The sequence below is a fragment of the Aquimarina pacifica genome (genome assembly GCF_000520955.1).
GTDB lineage: Bacteria > Bacteroidota > Bacteroidia > Flavobacteriales > Flavobacteriaceae > Aquimarina > Aquimarina pacifica.
In genome coordinates this window covers 147,526-174,072 of sequence record NZ_JACC01000008.1, presented here as the reverse complement: position 1 = coordinate 174,072, position 26,547 = coordinate 147,526, and the positions used below count along the sequence as shown (strand labels likewise).

The 26,547-nt window shown below is 33.9% G+C and carries 24 protein-coding genes; 17 read left to right on the top strand and 7 right to left on the bottom strand.

All coding sequences use genetic code 11. The annotated features are described in order from the left end of the window. The first annotated feature begins 3 nt into the window (after nt 1-3). Entirely contained in the window at nt 4-1,536 is a 1,533-nt protein-coding gene (locus DZ60_RS0106235; RefSeq protein WP_025741232.1) for a GH3 auxin-responsive promoter family protein, read from the top strand. An 83-nt stretch (nt 1,537-1,619) separates the two neighbouring features. Here DZ60_RS0106235 and DZ60_RS0106230 read toward each other — a convergent pair whose 3' ends face one another. After that, nucleotides 1,620-2,168, bottom strand: a complete 549-nt coding sequence (locus DZ60_RS0106230; protein ID WP_025741231.1) for a hypothetical protein — start codon at nt 2,166-2,168, stop codon at nt 1,620-1,622. A gap of 71 nt (nt 2,169-2,239) precedes the next feature. After that, complete coding sequence (locus DZ60_RS0106225) at nt 2,240-2,626, bottom strand: hypothetical protein (RefSeq protein WP_025741230.1); 387 nt, start codon at nt 2,624-2,626, stop codon at nt 2,240-2,242. A gap of 192 nt (nt 2,627-2,818) precedes the next feature. On the opposite strand from DZ60_RS0106225, the gene DZ60_RS0106220 reads away from it, so the two are divergent. The 4 genes from DZ60_RS0106220 (at nt 2,819) to DZ60_RS0106205 (ending at nt 5,842) form a co-directional block, all read left to right on the top strand. Then, nucleotides 2,819-3,403 (top strand): HupE/UreJ family protein, encoded by a 585-nt coding sequence (locus DZ60_RS0106220; RefSeq protein ID WP_025741229.1) that lies wholly within the window; start codon nt 2,819-2,821, stop codon nt 3,401-3,403. A gap of 85 nt (nt 3,404-3,488) precedes the next feature. Continuing rightward, entirely contained in the window at nt 3,489-3,920 is a 432-nt protein-coding gene (locus DZ60_RS0106215) for a deoxycytidylate deaminase (protein WP_025741228.1), read from the top strand. Then, nucleotides 3,917-5,503 carry a S41 family peptidase gene (locus DZ60_RS0106210; RefSeq protein ID WP_025741227.1) on the top strand — a complete coding sequence of 529 codons (1,587 nt, stop codon included), beginning with the start codon at nt 3,917-3,919 and terminating at the stop codon, nt 5,501-5,503. The genes DZ60_RS0106215 and DZ60_RS0106210 overlap by 4 nt, the downstream gene beginning before the upstream one ends. A gap of 15 nt (nt 5,504-5,518) precedes the next feature. Next, a complete protein-coding gene (locus tag DZ60_RS0106205) occupies nt 5,519-5,842 on the top strand; it encodes a hypothetical protein (RefSeq protein ID WP_025741226.1) in 324 nt (107 codons plus the stop codon). A 304-nt stretch (nt 5,843-6,146) separates the two neighbouring features. On the opposite strand, the gene DZ60_RS0106200 is transcribed toward DZ60_RS0106205, so the two are convergent. Continuing rightward, on the bottom strand, nt 6,147-6,719 hold the full coding sequence (locus tag DZ60_RS0106200; protein ID WP_025741225.1) for a MarC family protein: 573 nt from the start codon (nt 6,717-6,719) through the stop codon (nt 6,147-6,149). A gap of 338 nt (nt 6,720-7,057) precedes the next feature. On the opposite strand from DZ60_RS0106200, the gene DZ60_RS0106195 reads away from it, so the two are divergent. The 4 genes from DZ60_RS0106195 (at nt 7,058) to dgt (ending at nt 13,340) form a co-directional block, all read left to right on the top strand. Continuing rightward, nucleotides 7,058-7,627, top strand: coding sequence for a DUF3109 family protein (locus DZ60_RS0106195; protein ID WP_025741224.1), 570 nt, complete (start codon nt 7,058-7,060; stop codon nt 7,625-7,627). Nucleotides 7,628-8,012: 385 nt separating this feature from the next. Then, entirely contained in the window at nt 8,013-8,990 is a 978-nt protein-coding gene (locus DZ60_RS0106190) for a ribonucleotide-diphosphate reductase subunit beta (RefSeq protein ID WP_025741223.1), read from the top strand. Nucleotides 8,991-9,345: 355 nt separating this feature from the next. Beyond that, nucleotides 9,346-11,817 (top strand): ribonucleoside-diphosphate reductase subunit alpha, encoded by a 2,472-nt coding sequence (locus tag DZ60_RS0106185; protein ID WP_025741222.1) that lies wholly within the window; start codon nt 9,346-9,348, stop codon nt 11,815-11,817. 179 nt (nt 11,818-11,996) lie between these two features. Continuing rightward, on the top strand, nt 11,997-13,340 hold the full coding sequence (gene dgt / locus DZ60_RS0106180) for a dGTP triphosphohydrolase (protein WP_025741221.1): 1,344 nt from the start codon (nt 11,997-11,999) through the stop codon (nt 13,338-13,340). Nucleotides 13,341-13,400: 60 nt separating this feature from the next. Here the strand turns inward: dgt and DZ60_RS0106175 are convergent, their stop codons facing one another. The 3 genes from DZ60_RS0106175 to DZ60_RS25460 form a co-directional block, all read right to left on the bottom strand. Beyond that, complete coding sequence (locus DZ60_RS0106175) at nt 13,401-13,838, bottom strand: lipocalin-like domain-containing protein (protein WP_025741220.1); 438 nt, start codon at nt 13,836-13,838, stop codon at nt 13,401-13,403. Nucleotides 13,839-14,088: 250 nt separating this feature from the next. After that, on the bottom strand, nt 14,089-15,855 hold the full coding sequence (locus tag DZ60_RS0106170; RefSeq protein WP_025741219.1) for a 1-deoxy-D-xylulose-5-phosphate synthase: 1,767 nt from the start codon (nt 15,853-15,855) through the stop codon (nt 14,089-14,091). Nucleotides 15,856-15,894: 39 nt separating this feature from the next. After that, nucleotides 15,895-16,851 (bottom strand): energy transducer TonB, encoded by a 957-nt coding sequence (locus tag DZ60_RS25460; protein ID WP_025741218.1) that lies wholly within the window; start codon nt 16,849-16,851, stop codon nt 15,895-15,897. A gap of 78 nt (nt 16,852-16,929) precedes the next feature. On the opposite strand from DZ60_RS25460, the gene DZ60_RS0106160 reads away from it, so the two are divergent. Further along, nucleotides 16,930-17,379: a nucleoside deaminase gene (locus tag DZ60_RS0106160; RefSeq protein ID WP_025741217.1), complete on the top strand. Its 450-nt coding sequence runs from the start codon at nt 16,930-16,932 to the stop codon at nt 17,377-17,379. A 46-nt stretch (nt 17,380-17,425) separates the two neighbouring features. Here DZ60_RS0106160 and DZ60_RS22610 read toward each other — a convergent pair whose 3' ends face one another. Then, entirely contained in the window at nt 17,426-18,187 is a 762-nt protein-coding gene (locus DZ60_RS22610) for a M949_RS01915 family surface polysaccharide biosynthesis protein (protein ID WP_025741216.1), read from the bottom strand. Between the two features lie 602 nt (nt 18,188-18,789). On the opposite strand from DZ60_RS22610, the gene DZ60_RS22605 reads away from it, so the two are divergent. From DZ60_RS22605 to DZ60_RS25510, 7 genes are all read left to right on the top strand, one after another. Beyond that, the gene (locus DZ60_RS22605; protein ID WP_034228846.1) at nt 18,790-19,293 is read left to right on the top strand and encodes a hypothetical protein; all 504 of its coding nucleotides are present in this window, start codon (nt 18,790-18,792) and stop codon (nt 19,291-19,293) included. 156 nt (nt 19,294-19,449) lie between these two features. Further along, the gene (locus DZ60_RS0106145; protein ID WP_025741214.1) at nt 19,450-20,136 is read left to right on the top strand and encodes a hypothetical protein; all 687 of its coding nucleotides are present in this window, start codon (nt 19,450-19,452) and stop codon (nt 20,134-20,136) included. A 1-nt stretch (nt 20,137) separates the two neighbouring features. After that, complete coding sequence (locus DZ60_RS0106140) at nt 20,138-21,148, top strand: PspA/IM30 family protein (protein ID WP_025741213.1); 1,011 nt, start codon at nt 20,138-20,140, stop codon at nt 21,146-21,148. A gap of 24 nt (nt 21,149-21,172) precedes the next feature. Further along, a complete protein-coding gene (locus tag DZ60_RS0106135; protein WP_025741212.1) occupies nt 21,173-22,723 on the top strand; it encodes a phosphate ABC transporter substrate-binding/OmpA family protein in 1,551 nt (516 codons plus the stop codon). Between the two features lie 9 nt (nt 22,724-22,732). After that, nucleotides 22,733-23,698 carry an ABC transporter permease gene (locus DZ60_RS0106130; RefSeq protein WP_025741211.1) on the top strand — a complete coding sequence of 322 codons (966 nt, stop codon included), beginning with the start codon at nt 22,733-22,735 and terminating at the stop codon, nt 23,696-23,698. A 2-nt stretch (nt 23,699-23,700) separates the two neighbouring features. Further along, nucleotides 23,701-24,510 carry an ABC transporter ATP-binding protein gene (locus tag DZ60_RS0106125; protein WP_025741210.1) on the top strand — a complete coding sequence of 270 codons (810 nt, stop codon included), beginning with the start codon at nt 23,701-23,703 and terminating at the stop codon, nt 24,508-24,510. A 114-nt stretch (nt 24,511-24,624) separates the two neighbouring features. Continuing rightward, nucleotides 24,625-26,529 (top strand): AAA family ATPase, encoded by a 1,905-nt coding sequence (locus DZ60_RS25510; protein WP_025741209.1) that lies wholly within the window; start codon nt 24,625-24,627, stop codon nt 26,527-26,529. The last annotated feature ends 18 nt before the right edge of the window (nt 26,530-26,547 follow it).

Sequence of the window (26,547 nt, the reverse complement as noted above, 5' to 3'; positions counted from 1 at the left end):
AAAATGCCAATTCCGTTAGTCAATTCTATTGCAAGCTGGTTCTTAAAAAAACGGTTTCATCAGATGGAACTTTTTCTTAAGTACCCAAATGAGGTGCAATTCGAATTATTACAAGTTCTGCTGCATACTGCTAAACATACAGAAGTGGGTAAACAGTATGATTTTGGTTCTATAACAAACTACAGAACTTTTGCCGAACGGGTACCTATTAAGTCTTATGAAGATTACGAATCGATGATACAACGAAGTCGTATGGGGGAGAATAATATTTTTTGGCCTACACCCATTAAGTGGTTTGCAAAATCAAGTGGTACTACCGGAGCAAAAAGTAAGTTTATTCCTGTTAGTGACGAATCCCTAGAAGATTGTCATTACGCGGCGGGGAAAGATTTACTTTGTATGTATCTAAATAATAATGAGAATTCTAAGCTTTTTACAGGAAAAAGCTTGCGTTTGGGAGGTAGTAAAGAACTTTATAAAAACAAAGGAACATATTACGGAGACTTATCTGCAATAATTATTGATAATATGCCTTTTTGGGCAGAGTTTAGTTCAACCCCTAGTAGTGAGGTTTCTCTTATGAGTAACTGGGAGTTTAAGATGCAGGCAATTGTAAATGAAACTATTCAGGAAAATGTAACCAGTCTCGCAGGAGTGCCATCTTGGATGCTTGTTTTACTTAATCAAGTATTAGAAACTACAGGTCATAAGAGTGTTTTTGAAGTTTGGGAAAACCTAGAAGTATATTTTCATGGAGGTGTAAGTTTTGAACCCTATGTAGATCAGTATAATAAGATATTACCAGGCAACTCTTTTAAGTACTACGAAATTTACAACGCATCAGAAGGTTTTTTTGCCATACAGGATCATAATGATTCTTCAGAACTTTTGTTGATGCTGGATTATGGTATTTTTTATGAGTTTATTCCTATGGAAACCTATGGCTCAAGTGCCGAAAAAGTAATTCCCCTCAGTGAAGTCGAAGTAGGGAAAAATTATGCAGTTATTATAACTACCAATGCTGGATTATGGCGATATAAAATTGGAGATACCGTTCGATTTACTTCTATCCATCCGTATAGGATAAAAGTATCGGGCCGTACAAAACATCATATTAATGTTTTTGGTGAAGAGCTTATTATTGAAAACACAGAGGAGGCACTAAGAAAAACTGCAAAAATAACAGGAAGCGAAATTGTCGACTATACTGTGGCTCCAATTTTTATGAGAGAAAAAGAAAAAGGGGCGCATGAATGGATTATAGAATTCAAGAAATCACCAGAAGATTTGGCTCATTTTGCACATATTTTGGATCAAAAATTACAAGAAGTAAATAGTGACTATGAGGCCAAAAGATATAATGATATAACCCTTACGATGCTCCGAATTCGTGAAGCACGACCAAATTTATTTTATGATTGGTTAAAAAAGAATGATAAGCTTGGGGGGCAGCATAAGATACCGAGATTGTCTAATAAAAGAATCTATCTCGAAGAATTAATAGAGCTTAATAAAGTAGGTTCATATAGTAGTTAAAAAATACTTGTGAAGATTTGCTAAGCACCTTTTGTAATGCATAAGTGCCGTGTGTAAAGTAATGTTCTATGTGTTTTGTTAGTTTAAAGTGATACACCGACCAAAACACCAACACCAACACCACCTATGGCGATTAGCGCTTTTTCGAAAATACTTTTTCTGCGTTGCCTTTTTACATTTTTCTCTACAAGATCCAGGCTATTTGTTGCTTTTTCTAAGCTATTGATAGTGTAGTCTAACGCCCTTTGCGTATTGATTAGAGTTGCTTGTGTTCTTTCATATATTTTTTGATCCAAACTGTCGTTTTTTGCAAAGTTTATTTTCAATTTATTCTCTAATTCAATATTGCGTTTGAGGGTATTTGTATAGTTGTCTACCAAAGTCTTGGTCATATCATTTTGGTTAGAAAATTCTTCATATATTTTTTTCATTGCCGAAAGAGACATTTTATTGACCAAAAAAATGTCGCCTGTTCTAAATATGTATAAGCTATCTTTTCTAACCATTTCGGGGGTGCCGATTCTATCAGCATAAGAAGCAGGGATTTCAATAATTTTTGATGAATTCAACTCTTGCCCAAAAGAGAAAGAAACAAGAAATATGGTGATAAGAGAAAATAATGCTGTTTTCATGGTTTTAAAATTACAAGTGTTTTTTTATGTAAGCCTTCTAGATATTATCGAGTATCAGGATTTATGAGAGTTCATTTTTTAATATTAAAAAGACTGTCTAGCAATACTCTTTCTGCAATTAATTTTTCTTGATTTTCTTTGATGCTATCTTTTATAGCAACAAGTGCATCCCAGTCAGCTGCAGTTTCCTTTTTAAAATCTAAAATGATAGAGTCGCGTTCTCTTTTGAAAATATCTTTCTGAAGATTCATCTTTTCGATTTCTTCTAGAGAGCTTTTTAGTCGAGTTTGCGTTATTTTTAACGTGTCTCGAGAAGTTTTTAGTTCATTACGAACGTTATCCAAATCCTTTTGAATACTCTCCCATTTGGATCCAGAGCTAAAAGTCATGTAACCAATTATGATCAAAAACACCAGCCCCACAATTTGTAAGATGGTATTTATATTTGTGGATTTCATAAGTAGAATTTTTATGGTAGTCGTTGTTGAGTTAGATTATACTGAACAACTTAGTAAATGTAAGTATTTTATTTTTTCTGAGCATAAGGAAAATACCCCTAAAAATTGTAAGTAAAATACCTACCAATTATGCGTATTTCTTAGTTTCTATATTTAATTGTACATTAGTCCAATACCGTAACAAGGAAAAGTATGTCAGAATTTTGGCTTTATTTACAACTCGGCTTTAAACATGTCCTTGATTGGCAGGCCTATGATCATGTTTTATTTTTAATCGTCCTTACTGTAGGTTATACTTTGGATCATTGGAAACGTATCTTGGTACTCGTTACATTGTTTACTCTTGGGCACACACTGTCATTGTTTTTGGCAGCATATAAGGTGCTTTCTGTAAATTCAGCGATCATAGAATTTTTGATTCCGTTAACGATATTGTTAACAGCCGTATTTTCTATACTTACAGCAAAGAATTCGGTTAATAAAGGGAAAGTTGGTTTTTTGTATGGAGTAACTATTTTTTTCGGCTGTATCCATGGTTTAGGGTTCTTTAGTTATTTTAGACTTATTCATGGTAATGCGGGCTCAAAGGTTTTGCCTTTATTAGAATTTGCTCTGGGGATAGAGTTTGCTCAAATTGTTGTTGTAGGATTGGTTCTTTTAATAAGTTCTTTGGTCCAGTTATTTTTTAGATTTCCGAAAAGGGATTGGATACTTGTTATTTCTTCTATTATTATCGGAATGGTCATTCCTATGCTAATTACTAATAAAATTTGGTGAATAAGTGGTGCTTAAGGTTGTATTTGCCACATCGTAATAATATCTTCGTACTTAGATCGTCAATTAATTGCAGTTATTTAATAATATGCCCAAAAAGAAGCAACGTAAATATGATAAAGCGTATCTTAGGATAGCAAAAGAGTGGGGCAAATTGTCTCATTGTGACCGAAAAAAAGTTGGAGCGGTTATTGTTAAAGATAGGATGATTATATCTGATGGATTTAATGGTACACCCACAGGTTTTGAAAACCCTTGTGAGGATGAAGAAGGGTATACAAAATGGTATGTTTTACATGCAGAAGCGAATGCAATTTCCAAAGTAGCATCTTCTACACAGTCTTGTAAAGGAGCCACCTTGTATATAACACTGTCTCCTTGTAAAGAGTGTAGTAAATTAATTCATCAGGCAGGAATCAAAAGAATTGTATATCAATTCGAATATAAAGACAATTCAGGATTAGAGTTTCTAAGAAAAGCAGGAGTAGAAATAGAAAGGATTACGGATTTAGAAGAATGAAAGGATATTCAAAAAAATATTTGCCTTTGTTTTTAGGCTTAGCGGTTGGACTAGGTGTGTTTTTGGGTAGTAAACTAGATTTTAGTAACCCCTCGGCAAAATTATTCTCATATAATGCAAAAAAAGAAAAGCTAAATAGACTTATTGATTATATAGATTATGAGTACGTTGATGAAATTAATACCGATAGTATTGTAGAGGTTACCGTTAACCGAATATTAGAAAACCTAGATCCACATTCTGTGTATATCCCTCAAGAAGAGTTAGAAGGGATTACCGAAAGTATGCAGGGAGATTTTATAGGTATTGGGGTAAGTTATTATCCGTATAGAGATACAATATCTGTGATTAATACAATCAAAGGAGGACCTAGTGAAGAGTCAGGAATCAAAGCTGGAGATAGAATATTAATGGCTGATAATGATACCTTGTTTGGGGAGCGATTGATACCAGAAGGTTTGGCAAATAAGCTTAAAGGAGAATTAAATAGTAAAGTGCTTCTAAAGGTCTATAGAAAAGGAAAAGGTGTATTCGATGTGTTTGTAAAAAGAGGACGAGTTCCTTTACAGAGTGTAGATGCAGCGTATATGCTTGATGAGGAGCTAGGTTATGTTAAGGTCAATCGTTTTGCCGAGACTACTTATAAAGAGTTTGAAAATGCATTAGATCTGTTAATAGACAAAGGAGCAAAGAACATGGTAATAGATCTTAGGGATAACGGAGGTGGATTTATTGCTCCTGCACTCAAAATGGCGGATGAGTTTTTAAAAGATGATATCTTAATCATGTTTACTAAGAATAAAAAAGGAGCGATAGAGAATAATTATGCAAGTAACCGAGGAAGTTTTGAGCAAGGAGATGTATATGTTTTGATTAATGAGAACTCTGCTTCTGCCAGCGAAATTTTTGCAGGAGCAATTCAGGACAATGATCGTGGCACTATTATTGGGAGACGTTCATATGGTAAAGGTTTGGTGCAGAGGGAGATGGCTTTGGGTGACGGAAGTGCTATACGATTAACTATCTCTAGGTATTATACGCCAACAGGGCGTTCAATACAAAAACCTTACGAAAATGGAAATAAAGCATATTTTAATGAATATCTAGAACGTTACAAGAATGGAGAATTGCAAAATGCAGATAGTATTCAGGTGGCAGATTCTTTAAAATTTAAAACACCCAAAGGAAAAATAGTGTATGGCGGCGGCGGTATAATTCCGGATATATTTGTGAGTAAGGATACAACGCGAGTGGGTGAGACCTTAGATTATATGTTGAGGTCTGGACGTATGGGAGCATATGTATTTGAAGAATTAGATAAAAATAGATCTTATTATAATGAGCTGTCAGAAGATAGTTTTGAAGAAGAAGTAAATATAGATGATGCCTTTGCAGAAAATTTTATGGAGTATGCTATGAGTAGAGGAGTAGAGATCAAATTAGATAACTATAAAGAACAGTTAAAAAAATATTTAAAAGCCACTATGGCGCAGCAATTATTTGGTGTTAGCACTTTTGAAAAAATAATCAATAGAGATGATGTAATGATTAAGAAAGTAATAGCGCTATCAAAAGAAGAGTAATTTTATGCCTTTGTAATGTCAGAAATTCAAGAATACTTAGTAGCAATAGCTATTTGCTCACCGCTTTTTTTCTTTATTATTGCAGTTGCTTTTAGGCTGTTAGATAATAGTGCGTCTATTTTTTTAGATCATGACATACTTGTAGATACATCATATGTTTCGGGAGATGTAATTAGAGAACACATAAATGACTCAGAAGATATAGAGCTCAAAAAGTCTTTAAGGCGAGCACTTTTGTTTAGGAAATTACATAATTTTTTTATGATATTAATGGTGATATCTATACCACCAGTAGTCATTGCTTGTTTTTTTATCTTCAATTGGGATTTTTCTTTCTGAAAAAAAATGATACAAAAGGATGTTTTATGGCGAATTTTAAAAACGTGCCTAAACCACTTTCATATAATTAATAGGAGAACTTCCTTTATTTTTTTCTCTTTTTCTGGATGCTTTGAGAAATTAGTAATATAAGCATGAGGATGATAGTACATGCAGACGAAAAAACTGTGATAAGTGCGGTCTTGCTAGTGTCAGTTTTTAGGTTATCGAATTCTATATGTGTGAGGTTGTAGATTAGTAAAGCTGATGCAATTGCAATGATCGTAAATATGAAGTATTTCATTATGGTGTGGTGTTATTTTTTTTAAAAAAGTCCTTTTATATTGGTGGCAAATAATTTGACAGCAATAGCTAGTAATATGACACCGAAAATTTTTCTGACAACATTAATTCCTTGTTTTCCTAAGACCTTTTCTATTTTTCCAGAAGACTTAAGGACAACGTATACAAATATAATATTGATAATGATAGCAATAATAATGTTGATAGTGTGATATTCTGATCTCAAAGAAAGAATAGAGGTCATTGTACCTGCTCCTGCAATTAGAGGGAATGCTAATGGGACCACCGCAGCGGTTTCTGGTGCATCATCCTTATATAATTGAATGCCTAGAATCATTTCTAAAGCAATAAAAAATAAAATAAAAGATCCAGCTACAGCAAAAGAATTAACGTCGATGCCAATAAGGTTTAATATTTCTTTCCCGATAAATAGAAACACGATCATTAGTAGCCCAGCTACTATAGACGCTTTTTCGCTCTGAATGTGTCCTACTTTTTTTCGTAGATCGATAATTATAGGAATACTTCCTATAATGTCAATCACAGCAAATAAAATCATACTTGCTGTTAGTATTTCTTTTATATCAAAGTTCATGCATCGATGGTTTCAAAAATTTATGCAAATTTAAATATACTTTATGTAATAAAAGTATGAACTAATTTTAACTTTTATTTGTAAGCTCAATTTTTAGGTAGAGTCTCCCTTTTTTTGTGTAAAAAATGAGACCCTTCTAGTTGTGAGAATACTTTTTAGAATTTCATAATTATGTTGTTGAACCAAAAATGGTAAAGTGCTATAATAAGCTATGATTCGATAAAGGATCATAAAAGTCAATTAGAGGTATAAACTAAGCTAAATAATTGATTAATGTGGTACTGTAAAAAGCTGTGTAAATTGTAAAAAAATTATAGTATAACAAGTATATTTGTCACATGTTTCAGTTAGGAAAGACCATAGTTTCAGAAGATATTATAGAGAAAGATTTTTTATGTAATCTTTCTGCTTGTAAAGGAGCGTGTTGTATCGACGGTGAGGCCGGAGCGCCTTTAGAAGAATCCGAAAGCCATATTCTTAAAGAGATATATCCGATTGTTAAATCATATTTACGAAAAGAAGGAATTGATGCAATCGAGAACCAGGGTGTATTTGTTAAGACCTCTGACGGAGAGCTAGAGACACCACTTATTAATGGAGCAGATTGCGCATATGTGATTTTTGATGATAAAAACACGGCCATGTGCGCTATTGAAGAAGCATATAATCAAGGGGAGATAGATTGGAAAAAACCAGTTTCGTGCCACTTGTATCCTGTTCGTGTGCAAGAATACACAGAGTTTGCTGCGGTTAACTATCATCAATGGGAAATTTGTGATGATGCCTGTGCATTAGGCAAAGAATTGCAAGTGCCAGTTTACAAATTCGTCAAAGAAGCACTTGTTAGAAAATTTGGCGAGGATTGGTATTCAGAATTAGAGAAGATTGCTCAAAAAATCAAAAAATAATCTTCATTTTTGATCTTCTTAGGATATTTTTTTAATTTTTTACTTGTGGAAAAGTTGTTTTTTTGATTACGGTTTTGCCGTAAAATGAACTGTTTCTGGTTTTTCGTTTTTTTGATGATAAAAAGCGGTTAACAAGTGGAAATAAGCACCTTTAGAAATTATGGCTTCCCGTATTTGTGTTTTTTGGAAAAAGAGTTAATTATTTGATTATTAGTTTTTTAACTTAGTTTTTTGTTAAGGTGTTTTTTGATGTAAAATTCCTTTGTGTTGAAAACTTTGTTGAAAACGTTTGTTAACTTTTGGTAGAACTTTTGACGTATTTGGTGATCTTTGTATGACCCTTTTGGAAATATAAATTTCTCAGACAACAGCTAAAAAAAAAATAATGAGCGCGGTAGAACCTATTTTGCAAGAAAATAAAGATCGATTTGTGATTTTTCCTATTCAACACCATGATATTTGGGAATGGTATAAGAAATCAGAAGCGAGTTTTTGGACTGCCGAAGAAATTGATTTACATCAAGATATTACAGATTGGTCTACCAAGCTGACCAATGATGAAAAATATTTTATCAAACATATATTAGCATTTTTTGCTGCTTCTGACGGGATTGTTAATGAAAATCTTGCCGAAAACTTCGTAAATGAAGTACAATATAGTGAGGCAAAGTTTTTCTATGGTTTCCAGATTATGATGGAAAATATACATTCAGAAACCTATTCTTTACTTATAGATACGTATGTAAAAGATGACAAAGAAAAAGATATTCTATTTAATGCAATCGAAAACTTTCCTGCAATCAAGAAAAAAGCAGATTGGGCATTACAATGGATTGAGTCAGATTCATTTGCAGAGCGATTGATAGCTTTTGCTGCTGTAGAAGGAATCTTTTTTTCTGGTGCTTTTTGTTCTATATTTTGGTTAAAGAAAAGAGGGCTAATGCCGGGACTTACGTTTTCTAATGAGTTGATATCTAGAGATGAAGGTGTGCATTGCGATTTTGCAGTTCACCTGCACAACAAGCACTTAATAAATAAAGTTCCTAAAGAAAGAATACGTAGTATTATTGTGGATGCACTAAATATCGAAAGAGAATTTATTACCGAATCTCTTCCTGTAAGCTTGATAGGGATGAACTCGAATTTAATGACACAATATCTCGAGTTTGTTACAGATAGATTGTTGTTAGAGTTAGAATGCGAAAAAGAATACGGAACCGCAAATCCATTTGATTTTATGGATATGATCTCATTGCAAGGAAAAACAAACTTCTTTGAGAAACGCGTTTCAGAATATCAAAAAGCAGGGGTTCTTAACAAGGATACCGATGATAATAAGATAAGTTTTGATGCAGATTTTTAGATAAGAGTGCATCAAACATGTATCACAAAATTCGAAATAGTTATTTAGAAAACTTAGAATAATAACGTTTTTTAAGATATCGATATATTCATTCTGAGCTGATCAAAAACATTTCTTCTGTTTAGTAAGATTAGCTCAGTTTGATACAACTTTTGTAAGTTGTATAGACAAAAAAGGGATATAGTAGTATAATATAAATTTTATAAGTACGCTGGCGTATTAGATTAGAGGTTGTTTTATAGCCTCTGGTTTATCATGACCTGACAGGGCATTATCCTGTTAGTGTATAGATTGGAATAGCACAAATTAACATCACTTTCTTCGATAGAAGAAAAATTAAAAACAAAAAAATCATATGTATGTAGTAAAAAGAGATGGGCGTAAAGAACCAATAATGTTTGATAAAATTACCGCAAGGGTAAGAAAATTGTGCTATAGTCTTAATACACTTGTTGATCCTGTTAAGGTTGCTATGAGAGTCATAGAAGGATTATATGATGGGGTAACGACAAGTGAGTTAGATAATCTAGCAGCAGAAATAGCTGCGACTATGACAATTACACATCCTGATTATGCAAAACTTGCGGCCCGTATCTCTGTGTCTAATTTACATAAAAACACAAAAAAAACCTTCTCTGAAGTAATTACAGACCTGTATGAGTATGTAAACCCTAGAACAGGTAAAAAAGCGCCTTTAATTTCTGATGAGGTATACAGTGTCATTGAGAGTAATAAGGAAAAATTAGATTCTACCATTATATATAATAGGGATTTTGGGTATGATTATTTTGGTTTTAAGACATTAGAACGTTCGTATTTGCTTAAGATTAATGGTAAAATAGCAGAACGTCCGCAACATATGTTGATGAGAGTTTCTATAGGGATTCATCCTAATGATCTTGATGCAGCCATAGAGACATATGAACTTATGTCAAAAAAATACTTTACGCACGCAACACCTACATTATTTAATTCAGGAACACCAAAACCACAAATGTCATCATGTTTCTTATTAGCAACAAAAGATGATAGTATTGATGGGATATATGATACGCTTAAACAAACAGCCAAAATCTCGCAATCTGCAGGAGGTATAGGATTGTCTATTCATAATGTTAGAGCTACAGGATCTTATATTGCAGGAACCAATGGTACTTCTAACGGGATTGTCCCGATGCTTAAAGTATTTAATGATACAGCGCGCTATGTAGATCAAGGAGGAGGAAAACGTAAAGGGTCCTTTGCAATTTATGTAGAGCCATGGCATGCCGATATTTTTGATTTCTTAGATCTTAAGAAAAATCATGGTAAAGAAGAAATGCGTGCACGTGATTTGTTCTATGCGATGTGGATTCCTGATTTATTTATGGAGCGAGTGCAAAATGATGCAGAATGGACATTAATGTGTCCTAATGAATGCCCGGGATTATTTGATATACATAGCGATGAGTTCGAAGAAGCATATCTACGTTTCGAAGCAGAAGGAAAAGGACGCAGAACTATTCGAGCAAGAGAGCTTTGGGAAAAAATATTAGAATCCCAAATCGAAACAGGTACGCCATATATGTTGTATAAAGATGCTGCAAATCGCAAATCAAATCAACAGAATTTAGGAACGATACGCTCATCAAACTTATGTACAGAGATTCTTGAGTATACAAGCCCAGATGAGGTAGCTGTTTGTAATTTAGCTTCTATCGCATTACCAATGTTTGTAAAAAACGGAGCATTTGATCATAAAGAACTTTTTAGAATCACAAAACGTGTAACTAAAAATCTTAATAGAGTAATCGATCGTAATTATTATCCGGTAAAAGAAGCAGAAAATTCGAATATGCGTCATCGTCCGGTAGGATTAGGAGTGCAAGGGCTTGCTGATACATTTATTCAGTTGCGTATGCCATTTACCAGTGATGAAGCAAAAAAATTGAATCAAGAGATTTTTGAAACACTTTATTTTGCAGCGGTAACCGCATCAATGGAAGAGGCAAAAGCCGATGGCCCTTACCAAACATATGAAGGGTCTCCGATATCAAAAGGAGAGTTTCAATACAATTTATGGGGTATAAAAGACGAAGAATTAAGTGGCCGATGGGATTGGGCAAAACTACGTAAGCAAGTGCTTAAAAACGGAGTGCGTAACTCTTTACTAGTAGCGCCAATGCCAACCGCATCTACCTCACAGATTTTAGGAAACAACGAAGCATTTGAGCCATATACAAGTAATATCTATACCAGACGTGTATTGTCAGGAGAATTTATAGTTGTTAATAAGCATCTATTAGAAGATTTGGTGAAATTAGGATTGTGGAATGATGATCTTAAGGATGCTATTATGAGAGCAAATGGATCAATACAGAATATTGATATCATCCCACAGGACTTAAAAGAATTGTATAGAACTGTTTGGGAAATGAGTATGAAAGATATAATTGATATGTCTCGTCATAGAGGATATTTTATAGATCAGTCTCAGTCTCTAAACTTATTTATGGAAGGAGCTACAATGGCAAAGCTAACTTCAATGCACTTCTACGCATGGAAAAGCGGATTAAAAACAGGAATGTATTACCTGAGAACAAAATCTGCAATCGATGCTATTAAGTTTACACTTAAAAGTGAAAAGAAAGAAGAAGTAAAACCAGAAAAGGTAGCAGTTGCAGCCGCTCAAGTAATGGAAGCGCAAGCAGCAACAAAATCAGAATCAAAAGAAGTGCCAGTCGCTGCAGCCACAGAAGGAACAGCACTTTCTCCAGAAGAACTACGTGCAATTATTGCACAATCAAAAGAAGCCGAAGGAGACGATTGTTTAATGTGTGGGTCATAGACCTGTATGTATATTGGGTAAAAGGGAAGTTTTCTGTATAGATACTTCCCTTTTTTGTTATTTTTGGGCGAATCCTCGTATCGAGGTCGGGCTATTCACTGTATCTTATTATTGGTTTTTGTAAAAACCAATAATAAGGATGCCGTTACTATCCCTTTCGCAAATGCAATAAAATTATGATGAATTGGGAACAACTTCTGTCTCTAAAAAGACAAGGGGATACAAATAAAAGATTACGCAAACACCAAGACGAAACTCGATTGGGTTTCGAGGTCGATTATGATCGTATTATTTTCTCATCGGCCTTTAGGAGTCTACAGGATAAAACACAGGTAATACCTTTGTCTAAAACCAGTTTTGTGCATACCAGGCTTACGCACAGTCTAGAAGTCTCTGTAGTAGGGCGTTCTTTAGGAAGAGTTGTAGGGAAACAAATTTTAGAAAAACATCCTCATCTTACTACAGAGCACGGGTATCAATTTAATGATTTTGGTGCCATTGTAGCAGCAGCAGCATTAGCTCATGATATAGGGAATCCTCCTTTCGGGCATTCAGGCGAAAAAGCTATAGGTGAATACTTCAAAACAGGAAGTGGTAAGCGATATAAAGAGGTATTAACCGCAAAACAGTATCAGGATCTTATCGATTTTGAGGGCAATGCAAACGGGTTCAAAATTCTTACAGAGTCTCGCGAAGGGATACAAGGAGGATTGAGACTATCCTATGCAACACTTGGTGCTTTTATGAAATACCCTAAAGAATCTTTACCAAAAAAACCAACACCTCATATTGCACATAAGAAGTTTGGATATTTTCAGAATGATAAACCATTTTTTGATGAAGTTGCAGAAGAAGTAGGTTTACTAAGTCATGCAGTAGAGGGAGGGGTTACTTATAGTCGGCACCCCTTAACCTTTTTGGTAGAAGCGGCAGATGATATCTGCTATACAATTATAGATTTTGAAGATGGGATTAATCTAGGCCTTATTGATGAAGAATATGCGCTCGAGTACCTGATCAAATTGGTAAAAGACACTATTAATACAGCAAAGTATAATCAATTAGTGACCACAGCCGATCGGTTAAGCTATCTTAGGGCATTAGCAATAAATACATTAATTGGTGAGGCAGCTACTGTTTTTATCAATAATGAAGAAGCAATTTTGGCTGGGGCGTTTGATGTAGCTTTGATTGATAAAAGTAAATACGAAGCTCAAATTGATGATATTATTAAGATAAGTATTGATAAAATTTATCACAGCCAGGAGGTGACCGAAAAAGAAATAGCGGGCTATGAGATTTTGGCCACGTTATTAGATCGATACTGTGTGGCTACAGATAATTTTAATAGAAGCAAAAGTTCTAATTATGATAAATTAATTCTTAGAGCAGAAGGAGAGCATTTTGATTATAAAAATGAAGACCTATACACACGACTTATTAGCATTAGTAATTATGTAGCAAGTCTTACCGACGGTAATGCGCTGTTGAAGTTTCAGAAAATACGTGGATTGCAGTTATAAAGGGAAATAAAAAATGGGATAAAATATTTTATCCCATTTTTTACTACGTTATGTTACTATCTATGCTTTTGTATAGGTATCAATATATGAGTATTCTATGGTTTCTCCATCTTCTTCATATGAACCTGAATATTCAAGTATAAGTGTAGTTTCGTTTAAGTCTAAAATCGTTGGGATATATGTTTCTTCATCTTCTAAATACGTTACAGAAAGCGTATCACCAGATAGAGACCATTCGAAAGCCCCTGAAAAGTCTACTTCACAAGTATCCCCATTAGAATAATAATAGGTTTCTGAGCCTGTTTTGTCAGAAGAAAAAATAATGGTATCCATCATATCGCATTCATCTAATTCATATTGTTCCCCATCTTCTTCACTAGCGGTCCATGTCCATGTTCCAATAAGGTTTGCTTCAGAAAAACTCGTAGCATCATCATCTTTAGAACAAGATGCAAAAATAGTTGTTACCAGTAGGATAAGTAGATTTAGTTTTTTCATTGTAATTTAAGTTTTAATTATTAATACTATTTGCGAGGTGCAAGTTATTTGTTTTCTTTTATTAGTGCAAGAAGTATGAATAATGTTACCCTTGGGATGTATTAAATTTTAAAATATATTTTGTTTCTTTTGTTTTTAATAAAAAAAACAATGTTATATATTTGGTAATGAGTTTGTTGATTTTTTCGATGATAGGGTGAAAAATGAATTAAATTCTAGAGTTTGTGATTCTGTAAAAGGCAAAAGTCACTCATATTTTTTCGTTAATTACTCTGCTGATTTCTTCTGCAGAAATTCCGCAGATATCATGTAGCTCATCTACTGTACCATGATGAATAAATTCATCCTGAATGCCTAAATTGGTAATCTTGTTTTTGTAGTTGTGATGATTGGCAAACGAAAGAATAGACTGGCCAAATCCACCTTTTATAACTCCGTCTTCTATCGTAATGATGTTTTGATATTTTTTGAGGATGTTATGTAATAATGTTTGGTCTAATGGTTTTATAAAACCAAAGTGATAGTGACTAATATTTTTATTACATGCGTCTATGGCTAATGCACTTACGTGGGCGATAGTTCCTGTCGAAATAATAGCAAGGTTTTCTCCTGTACGTAGCTTTTGCCCTTTTCCTATTTCGATTTTTTGAAACGGCTTTTTCCAATCAATGATATGTCCTCGCCCTCGGGGATATCGTATAGTGATAGGATGACTTACTCCTAATGAAGCGGTGTATAGTAAATTTCTTAATTCAATAGCATCTTTGGGAGCAGATATAATCATATTAGGGATGCAAGAAAGATAGGCAATGTCAAAAACCCCGTGGTGTGTAGCTCCATCTGCACCAACAATACCTGCACGATCAATGCAAAAGATTACAGGTAGATTTTGTAATGCAACATCATGTATAATTTGATCGTATGCACGTTGCAAAAAGGTAGAATAAATGGTGCAAAAAGGAATCAGTCCTTGTGTTGCCATTCCTGCAGCCAGTGTAACTGCATGTTGTTCTGCGATACCCACATCAAAAGCACGATCGGGCATTTCATTCATCATGTACTTTAAAGAACTTCCTGTAGGCATTGCCGGGGTAATCCCTACAATTTTATCATTTCCTCTGGCTAGTTCAAGAATGGTATGTCCAAATACATCTTGATATTTGGCTGGCAAATGGGTGAGGTCTTTAGAGATTAAATCTCCGGTAGCTGCATTAAATTTGCCGGGGGCATGATATTTTATTTGGTTTTCTTCTGCTTGCTTTAACCCTTTACCTTTGGTAGATATAATGTGTAATAGCTTAGGGCCTTCGGTATTCTTTAGTTTTTCTAGAGTGGCAAGTAATGTTGGTAAGTCATGACCATCAATAGGACCAAAATAATCAAAATTAAGTGCTTCTATAATATTATTGGTTCTCGGTTTAACTCCAATTTTGGCTTTGGTAAGATATTCCTTTAATGCACCCACACTAGGATCAATCCCAATAGCATTGTCATTTAGAATCACCAGCATATTGGTGTTTGTGACCCCGGCGTGATTAAGTCCTTCAAAAGCCATTCCGCTAGCGATCGATGCATCACCAATAACAGCTATATGTTGTTTTTTGAAATCCTTTTGCAGTCGCGATGCAATTGCCATACCTAATATGGCAGAAATAGAAGTCGAAGAATGACCTACCCCAAAGGTGTCATATTCACTTTCACTTCGTTTAGGAAAACCACTAATTCCTCCTAATTGCCTATTGGTATGAAAAATATCTTTTCGACCTGTAAGTATCTTATGAGGATAGGCTTGGTGACCAACATCCCAAACCAATAGATCATTGGGTGTGTCAAAAATATAGTGCAAGGCAATTGTTAATTCTATGACACCCAAACTCGCCCCGAGATGTCCCTCTTTTGTAGCCACAATAGTAATGATAAACTCACGTAATTCTTTTGCTAATTGCGGGAGCTGATTAGCCGCAAGTTTGCGTATATCCGATGGATAGTGTATGTTCGAAAGTAATGTATCTGGCATTCAAAATATATTGAAATGCAAAATTACGACTTTAAAAGATTATTCTTCGATTTTAAATACGATTGGGAGTTGGTAAAGACTGGATACGGGATTACCTTGATAGATTGCTGGTTCTAATTTGGGTGTTTTTTTTAGCACTCTCTCGGTTTCTTTTTCTAGCTTTGGATGCGTGGCTCTGATTTTAATGTTTTCGATTGTTCCGTTTTTATTGATTTCATATTGTACGTATATTCTTTGTATTCCAATTAGTCCTAAATCATTTCCTAGTGTTTTATTGAAATTCGTATTCACGATTTGGGACATTAGTTTTTGAAAATTTTCAGAAGTTCTTTTTTCTTTTACTGTACCTGTCAATGCAGGAAATATATCAAGTAGGTGAGCTGGTATAGGTTGATTAGAGTCAATACTTTCTGGGATAAGATATCCCATTATGACAACCTCTCCCTCTAATTCTTGATTTGCTTCAATCACTGGTTCATCGGGAATGGAATCTACAGGAGTAGAGGTTACAAACCCCAAATGGTCGAAAAAATCGTTATTGGTTGTATTGCTTTTCGTGATTCTAGAAGTCCTATTACTACATTTTTTGCTTTTATTTTGATCTATAATATCGTCTTTTGATTGTGTTGTTTTAATAATTTTTATAGCTTCAATTTTTTGTTGTTTTCCTTCATGATTTGTGCAATTTACAAGTGTAGTTCCCATGATAATTAGTAATGCTAATAGAAATGATTTTCTATAGGAATGTTGATGTTCAATTATTGTAAAGGGAATAGATAGGTGTATTGTGTCTAATTGTGCTTTTTTGAAATGACCGCATATCTTTTTTTCTTGATTTTCTTTAATGAAATGTTGAATTTGTGGTGGTGACATTGTAGTGAAATCTATTACTGTTTTTGTACAAGAATTACAAAATTTTCCTTTTTCTGAAGCCACCATTGTATTCCAATCCTCATGGCAGGGTTTTGGGATTGCTATTTTGTAGAATTTTTCCATAAATCAAAAGTTAGTTTTATTGGTAATCAAGTTTCCTGCCAATTTTCTTAAGTTTGCGTATAATCTAATTTGTAGAATATGTTGGATCCTTATGATGATGCTCATTTTATGAGAAAAGCTTTGCAAGAAGCAGAAATGGCGTATGAAAAAAATGAAGTTCCGATAGGAGCCGTTATTGTAGTCGCCGATAGGGTCATCGCTAGAGCACATAATCTTACCGAATTACTGAATGATGTAACTGCACATGCCGAGATGCAAGCGATTACGGCAGCATCCAATTTTTTGGGAGGTAAATATCTTAACGAATGTACCTTGTATGTTACGCTTGAACCCTGCCAGATGTGTGCCGGAGCACTTTATTGGAGTCAGATCAAAAAAATAGTATATGGCGCAGTAGACCCAAAAAGGGGCTGTGGTATTATGGGAACAAAGTTACACCCCAAAACAGAGATTGTAGGTGGGGTGTTAGATGAGGAATGCGGTGAGATATTGAAACGTTTTTTTATAGAAAAACGTAATTTGAATTAGAAGGTGGGTGTATGTATGTGCCTTGCCTCTTACTTGTTTTTGATAGTTACTCCCCTAAGCGTGATTCTTTTTTATCCATTTGTGCTTGCCAATTTGTAGGAAAACGAGCATGTCCATTCTGTTCCATCAATCTCATTTTTTCTTTAACTGCATTTTGCATTTCTATGGATCGGGTATAAAAGGTTTTTTTTATTTTGGTATAGCGACCATCATTTAACTCACTGTTATGATGTCTTATCGATGTTTTTTTTCCTGCATTAAATATGACAATCTTTATTTTACCATCGGTAAACATATCTGGACCTGTAGTACCATACACCAATATGATGTCGGTTTTACCATCATGATCAATATCAGCAATTTCTGAGTACTTTGTCCAAAACCAGATAGAGGTTTCCCATTCTTTATCAATTTCATCTTCGACAGTAAATCTCTTTTTGAATTGCTGATCTTCATATCTCAGATCAAATGCTTTTATAAAATTATAGACGGTGTCATTTTCTTCTTTAAAATTAAACCGATCTTCGGTTAGTACAAGATATTGGTCATTAGTACTAGAAGAATCTTTGTATTTATAAGCACTATGTATAGCGCATCTCATATCCAACTGTTTTTTTACTCCTCGAGTAAAGATTGCATTTACCTCTTGCTCAGTAAGTAAACCAGAAATATGATCAGAGCTTCTTGTCGATGCACGATCCGCTGTCGGGGAATTAGCTATTGATGTGGTTTGATCAACTTTTGATTTTTGTTGTTTTTGACAAGAAAATAGTACTAAAAGTACAATGAGGTAAAGTAATTTATTCATAGGGATAATTATATTGGTTTAGAAAAATAGCCCCATATCTTCTAAAGTGTTTTATTACTATATAAGACATGAAAATAGTAAATATTATCGGAATAACATCAATTATGAATTAAAACAAGCTAAAAATGACAAAGTAACTTTGTTTTTGTAAGACACCACGATTCTTTTTCATTGCGGCATTACGAAAAATAGGAATAAGAAAGTAGACACAGAAATGAACAAGTCTTTTACTTCATATTCATTAATAATTAGGCGCTCTAAAATAAAAAAGTAGATCAAAAATTGTTATGTTTTTTTATTTGTGCATCATATATATGAAGGTTTGTAAATAAATTGGTGTATTTGTTGATGTAAGATAATGAATAAGGGTGTTTAAGGAATACAATAGGGCACTCTTTGTACATTAATTGCTAAGTTGATTTGTGAGAATCCTCAATTTGGTAAGGGAAAAAGTTGCGGTAGTAGTGCCGCGACTTTTCTAGTTTTTGTCAAAAAAAATCTAATAGAAAAGGAGGGAATGCTATTAAAATTAATTACTATTCTAGGGCAATTGTACTTCTTATAGGTATCGTATTAAACTATAATTTGTACTTTTATGATCGATGACAGTACAAGATTTTATAACATGGTTTGGGAGTAACTCAAACATAGTATTGAGTTATTACGTAGTAATTATCCTCATTTCATTAATAGGGATGCTTTTTGTTAAGCCACCTAATTTTCGGCCACCAATTACTTACTTGTATAGTATGATTGTATATGCGGTCACAATTCCTGGGTTATTTGCATTGATTTTACTTTTATATAGTTTCTTTTTTTTGAGAACGAACTTGCTTCAGGTAGATCTTATCACATATTTTGTGCCGATATTGGCAATGATTATCACGTTGGTAATCGTCAATAAAACGGTAGAAATGTCTAAAATCCCTGGTTTTGGTAAACTTTCGGGCCTTTTTGTATTAATAATAGTCACTTTTGTAATTACCTATGTTTTACAACGTATGTTTTTTGGAGTATTCTTTGTAGGAAGAATTCAGCACTTAGTAGTGTTCTTTTTAGTATTGCTGTTTGTGCTAAAAATTGCTTGGAATAGAATAGTAAAATAAGTTTCATTATTGAGACAGTATAGGTATAGAGTTTGTAACATTTTTAGAATAAATGATACCTATATATAGATAAGAATAAAATGAGAGTCAAGTAATTTTATTGCCAAAACAGTGTTGCAACACTTATTTTTTTAAATTTGTTTAAATTCACTAACCATGTTAAAAAATCTAAAGTCTTTATTTATAGTAGACGATACAGAAGAAGAAACTCAAAAAACGTCGGAACCTAAAAAAAATGCAGAAACAAAAAGTGCAGATGATAATCCGGCTTCAACAATTCCTCCTCCAGTTCCCAAAAGCGTACCTTCTTCAAGCTCCTCTATCGGTGCAATAGATACTAAAATCGTAGAGAAATTATTACAGGCTATTGAAAAAAATAACCTAGAAGGTTTCGATTATCTAGAATATAAAAAATCATTGAAGGCGTTAGAAAAAATGCCGATGGATGAAGCAACGAAATATAGATCGGCCTTTGCAACTGCATCTACTATGGGGGTGACGCTTGATAAATTGTTACAAACTGTTGATTTTTATGTGGGAGTTTTAGACAAAGAAAATGAACAATTTTTGGGTGCTTTTAAAAGTCAGTTTGATGATAAAGTCTCAGGTAGAGAGCGAGAAATTGCACAGTTTGAGTCTATAATCAAAGAAAAATCAGAACAGATAAAAAAGTTGACAGAAGAGATAAGCAAACATCAACAACAAATTACTGAGCTCAAAGCCAAAGTAGAAGAGAGTAATAGTAAGATAAATAAGACACAAAACGATTTCAAAATGTCGTATGATCACCTGAAATCTCAGTTCGAAGAAGATATTATAAAAATGAAGCAATATTTAAAGTAATATGGAGAATTCTATGCAACCAAAATCATTTTGGAAAAGACCTGAAGGTAAAACAGGGATGTTATTTATGGGACTTTTGGGAGCAGGAGGACTATATGGATTATATAAAGTACTCCCGTTTCTAATTACAATCGTAGAAAACACACTCTATTTAGGAGTTTTATTAGCTGTCTTAGGAGCATTGATTTATATCGTGTTGGATCCAAAAATGAGAAACCTGATCTTCTATATGTATAAATCTTTTATGCGATGGTTAACAGGTATTTTTATTCAGATTGATCCCATAGGTATTCTAAAAAGTTATATAGACGATCTTAAGGACAACCTGAAAAAAATGAATAAGCAAATTGCCTCTCTCAAGGGGCAAATGAAACGCTTACAACAAATCATCTATGATAACAAAAAGAGTATTAATAGTAATCTTAAACTAGCAAGTGCGGCCAAAGAAAGGGACAAAAAAGGAATTATGATTCTTAAGTCCCGAAAAGCAGGAAGATTGCAAGAGTCGAATCTGAAATTAGATGGATTGTATAAAAAAATGGAAATCCTGTACAGAGTTTTAGTTAAGATGTATGAAAACTCTGAGATTCTTCTTGAGGATATCGAGGATCAGGTAATGGTCAAAGAACAAGAGAGAAAAGCAGTTAGGGCAGGGCATTCTGCTATGAAGTCAGCAATGAATATTATAGCAGGTAATAACGATAAAAAAGAAATGTTTGATCGTGCGCTAGAAGCAATTGCTGATGATGTGAGTATGAAAATTGGCGAGATGGAACGTTTTATGGAAATGTCTAATAACTTTATGGATTCTATTGATTTACAAAATGGTATTTTTGAAGAAGAAGGATTAGAACTTCTCGAGAAATGGGAGAAAGAAGGCGTTTCTCTGATATTAGGAAATCAAAAAGATCTGTTAGTTCACGATCAGCATAGTGTTGATCTAGATGCGCCAATTATAAAAAATAAAACACAAAATAATCAATACTCAGATTTATTCAATTTTGAGGACTAAAAAATAAAACCAATCAAATTAATTATGGCTAAAGGAAGATTAACACCGTTTTCAAAAATTTTAATAGTGCTACTTTTGGTAGGTGGAGCTTATTATTTGTTAACCCAACTTAGAAACCCGGCAGTAAAAGATAAATTAGAAAAGGTAACTTCTTCAGATAGTGACGAAGGAGAAACCAAAGAAGGCTACAAAGATGTAATTAATGTAGGTGTAGTGACCTGGGGAGGATATGCCGGAGGTCAATATTTTAACGAAGGATTTGAGGCGAATACAGCTTCTAGATTTTATAAAGATTATGGGTTCAAAGTAAATTTTGAAGTAATTGATGATTTTGATGCATCTCGAGATGCCTTTAAAAATGGATCTATAGATTTGATGTGGGCAACTATTGATGCTTTTCCAACAGAAGTAGAAGGGTTATCGCAATATCAGCCTCAAGTCGTTTTTCAGGCAGATTGGAGTAGAGGTGGTGATGCTATCGTAGCACGAAGAGGAATCAGTAAGATAAGTGATTTGCGAGGCAAGAAAGTTGCTGTCGCTCCCATGACGCCATCGCATTCTTTCTTGATTTGGTTACTCGAAGCAAGTGATATGACACCAAAAGATGTTCAGATTGTTGAAGTGCCAAGTGCTATTGATGCGGCAGATGCATTTAAAAGTAATACAGTAGATGCAGCAGTAGTTTGGAGTCCGGATGATGCTGATTGTGTGAGTAAAGTGGCTGGCGCGCGAGTACTAGAAAGTACAAAAAATGCAACTCATATTATTGCAGACGTTTTCGTCGCCAAAAAAGAATTTATCGAAACACATAAAGAACAATTGAGTGATTTATATGAAGGATGGATGATTGGTGCATCAGAATTGAATGGTAATAACACCAATAAGAAAAAGGCAGCCAAAATATTAGCAAAAGGATTATCACAACCAGAAGACTTTTGCTACGATGCGATTAATAATGTGCGACTAGCAACACACGGAGATAATAAAGATTTCTTCGGATTAAACCCAAGTTATACAGGAGTAACAGGAGAAGACTTGTATAATAAAATGAAAGTGAAGTACAACGCATTAGGGTATAGTACTGCAGGAGCAAAAAGTTGGAGGTTGTTATCTACAAAAGATTTAGTGTCAAGAACAAATCTGTCGGGTAATAGTCATAATTCAGAGCAACAAAAACAATTTACAAAGGTTGACGAAAGTCTTGCTAAGAAAGAATCGCTGTCGTCAAAAAAAGTAAGTATTAGTTTTAGAACAGGAGAATATCAATTAGATGAGAACTCAAAGCAATTAATTGACCTTCAATTTACACCAATTGCAAAGGCATTTGCTAATGCACGAATTAGAATCGAAGGAAATACAGATAACGTAGGAGGAAGAAACTCTAATATTTCCTTGTCAAAAAAACGAGCACAATCTGTTGCAGATTATCTAATAAAACAACACAGTATGCCTACCAACAGGTTTATAATTTTGGGTAACGGTCCAGATAAACCTGTGCCTGGCTGTGAACGAAATCAAAATGCAGATTGTAAATCCAAAAATAGAAGAACAGATTTTGAACTCGTTGTAGACTAACTCGGCATAATGGATATCAAAAAACTATTTGAGCTCAGAGGAACCCTTGATCGCAAGGATAAAGTAATACTGACCATAATAGGAGCTCTGATCCTTATTGGATTATGGTTCCTATTTGCAGAATTTTTATCTAAATCAGTAATTACCCAAGACGAATCTATTGATATTAGTACATTTTCTGAAAAAGAAAAAATGTATTACGAAAGTGATTCTCTTCTGGTTGCAAATTACGATACGTTAGAAAAGTTAAGCGTTGCAGAGTTACAATCGTATGGACTCAAGAAAAACAAAGTATATCCATTGTTACCCTCACCAATTAAGGTGATAAAAGCATTTCCAGAACTTAATCGTAATGATGATGTAATTGGGAATACTTTTTATTCTATAAAGCTTAATTTTCTAGGATACCTATTGGCTATTTTGGTGTCAATTCCCATTGGATTTTTATTGGGATTGGTACCTTTATTTAGAGGGCTTTTTAGTCAGATTATTAATTCATACAGATTTATTCCCCTTACTGCCGTAACAGGTATATTTATTATGTGGTTAGGGTTAGGAAGTCAGATGAAAGTTTCTTTTTTGGCATTTGGTATTATAGTGTATTTGATTCCGGTAGTGGTGCACCGTATTGATGAGGTGCAAAATGTATATCTCAACACAGTGTTTACATTAGGAGCCTCTTCTTGGCAAACTATAAGAACAGTATATATGCCATATGTGTTTTCAAAGATTATTGACGATATAAGAGTATTGACGGCTATTTCTTGGACGTATATCACTATTGTAGAGATGCTTAATAAAGGAGGAGGTATAGGAGAACTTATTTGGACAGCCAAAAGGCAAAGTAGAATAGACAAGGCCTTTGCTATATTAATTATTATCGTGGTTATTGGGATTTTACAAGATAGATTATTTGTAATGATTGATAGAATGTTATTCCCACATAAACATGTTCAAAAAGGTAAAAAACACTAAGGATGGCATTACAATTTACAGATAATCCAGCGGTAGCTAATATCATAGAATTACGAGGTATTTCTCAATCGTATGATGCCGGAAAGACTAATATTATAGAGAATCTAGATCTTCTCGTTGAAGATAAACCAATGCAGGGACAGTTTACAGTAATTTTGGGAATGTCTGGGTGTGGTAAATCTACATTATTACGATATATCGCAGGTTTGCAAGAACCTACTTTAGGCACTGTATTGGTAAAAGGAAAAGAGGTGAGTAAGCAGAATAGGGTAAGCATGGTGTTTCAGCAATATTCATCATTACCCTGGATGACTGTATTGGATAATGTAGGACTGGGATTGCGTTTCAAAGGAGTTTCTAAAAAAGAAAGAGATGAAAAAGCCATGGAAATGATCCAACTGGTAGGATTAGATGGTCATCAAAAAAAATACGCACAATACCCAACATTATCAGGGGGACAATTACAGCGTGTTGCTATAGCACGTAGTCTAATGTCAAATCCAGAAATATTATTAATGGATGAGCCTTTTGGAGCGTTAGACGTTAAGACACGATTGCAAATGCAAGATCTATTAATAGGTATTTGGGAAAAATTTAGTCCTACGATATTATTTGTTACTCATGACATTCAGGAAGCGGTATATCTAGGTGATGATATTTATATTATGAAGCATGCACCTTCTCGATTTGTAAAACATATTGATGTTGATCTCCCTTTTCAGAGAAATAGAGAAATCAAACGCCTTCCGCATTTCGATGAGTTAGTGCATGAAGTAGAAGATGCGATGATGCAAATTGACTCAGAGAGCTAAAAGAGACTCAAGTCCTCTAGGAAAATGCAAACTTCATAAGTCTTTAAGACCTGTTCGCCGCATACTATATTCTTAAGGCTTTTAAAATAAACAAATATCAAGTTCTCTATAGATATGAACAATAGAAAATACACGAAAATTAGTGCGCTTTTTTTTTCAAAGTTATCCACAGAAAATAGACCTTTCTTCTTCAAAGGAAAATCAATCAATCCATTAAAAATACTTAGTATTTCAGATGCTTTTCCTACACTAACAATCAAAGATGAAGACCTCTTAGTTTTGTACTCTTTATCAGAATCTATAGATGCATTAGATTTTATTATTACCAATAAAAATATTCATATCGCAGGTGCTACTATTGCTTTGGCAAAAGGTGTTTTTTCTGATGTCAAGTTTAGTGCGTATCCTAAGGGACATATTACTATCCTGAATGATTTTGTTGATGAGCTGCTATTGATCAAAAGAGATGAAAAAAAGAGTTTAAGTGATTTTACGAATAAATTCAAGGATTTTGTCAATCAAAAAGAAGATGCCACTAAGAAGTTTGATATTGATTATGCTTATTTACAGATCTTAAAAAATGAGGGTGAAAAGATTCAAAATTTGGCAGAAGACCTTAATGCAAATAAGAGATTTTCGAATACTATAAACGGGATTGTACATAAGACAGATGATGCGATAGAGTTCAAAGCAGAGCATATTATTCTACAAGATATTATAAAGGTATTTAACATGGTTTATCCATTAAGTGATAAAAATAATACCGTAGCCGATATGAAAATAAAGTTTCTATTGGCTTTCTTATTCGAAAAATTGCAAGGAAATGATATTATTACCTCACTATCTATAGAGCGCATCAATTCTTTTGTGCAATCAGAGAAATTTGATAAAAATATTGAAGTGATTAAGACGGCAAGTCTTTTTGATATGGGGGCAGATTATAAAAATGAATTTCTATTACCTTCTTTACTAAAAAGATTAGATAGCCAACATTTTTCTAACTCTGGATCATTTTTATATCGTATTGCCTCATTATTAGCAAAGGCAGACGGAATAATTTCTGATGAGGAAACTGCTTTATTAAAAAAGGTTAACGATAAAGTATCTCACCCTAAAGAAAAGCTCGAAGGTGTAAAACAAACCGAAATAGATGAGAATGAAACCTTAGATGAAGTATTAGAGGAATTAAATGAGCTTATTGGCTTAGATACAATCAAGACTTCTGTTCAGGAACTATCTAATTTCTTAAAAGTCCAGAAAATACGAGAGGAAAAGGGGTTGAAAAACGTAAACAATTCCTTGCATTCTGTGTTTATGGGACCTCCCGGAACAGGAAAAACCACGGTAGCAAGATTGGTATCAAAAATATATAGACATTTAGGATATCTAGAAAAAGGACATTTGGTAGAAACGGATCGAACAGGAATGGTTGCCGGGTACGTTGGGCAAACAGCACTCAAAGTCGAAGAAGTGATCAAAACTTCAATAGATGGTGTCTTATTTATTGATGAAGCCTACTCTCTTGCCAATGGCAATAAAAAGGATTTTGGGAATGAAGCTATCGAAGTACTTCTTAAAAAAATGGAGGATCATCGAGATCAACTGGTAGTAATTGTGGCAGGATATCCTGATGAGATGCAAGAATTTATAGGTTCTAACCCTGGATTACAATCCCGGTTTAATAGATACTTCACTTTTGACCATTATAAACCCAAAGAATTGATAGGTATTTTTGAGTTATTTTGCCTTAAAAACGATTTTGTATTGGCTGAAGAAGGCAAAGAAAAACTGCAATTTATCTTTGATAAACTATATGAAAAGAGACATAAGAGTTTTGGAAATGCAAGAGTAGCTCGAAATTTGTTTGAGAAAATTATTGAGTATCAAGCTAACCGAATTGTATCGATTACACCACTTACCGAAGAATTATTAAAAACCATTACCGAAGAAGATATCCCGCCAATCAATCAAACTGTTGATGAGTATTTGCGATTTCAGCAAGACGAAGAAGAAGCTTAAATAATAAGATTAAATTAG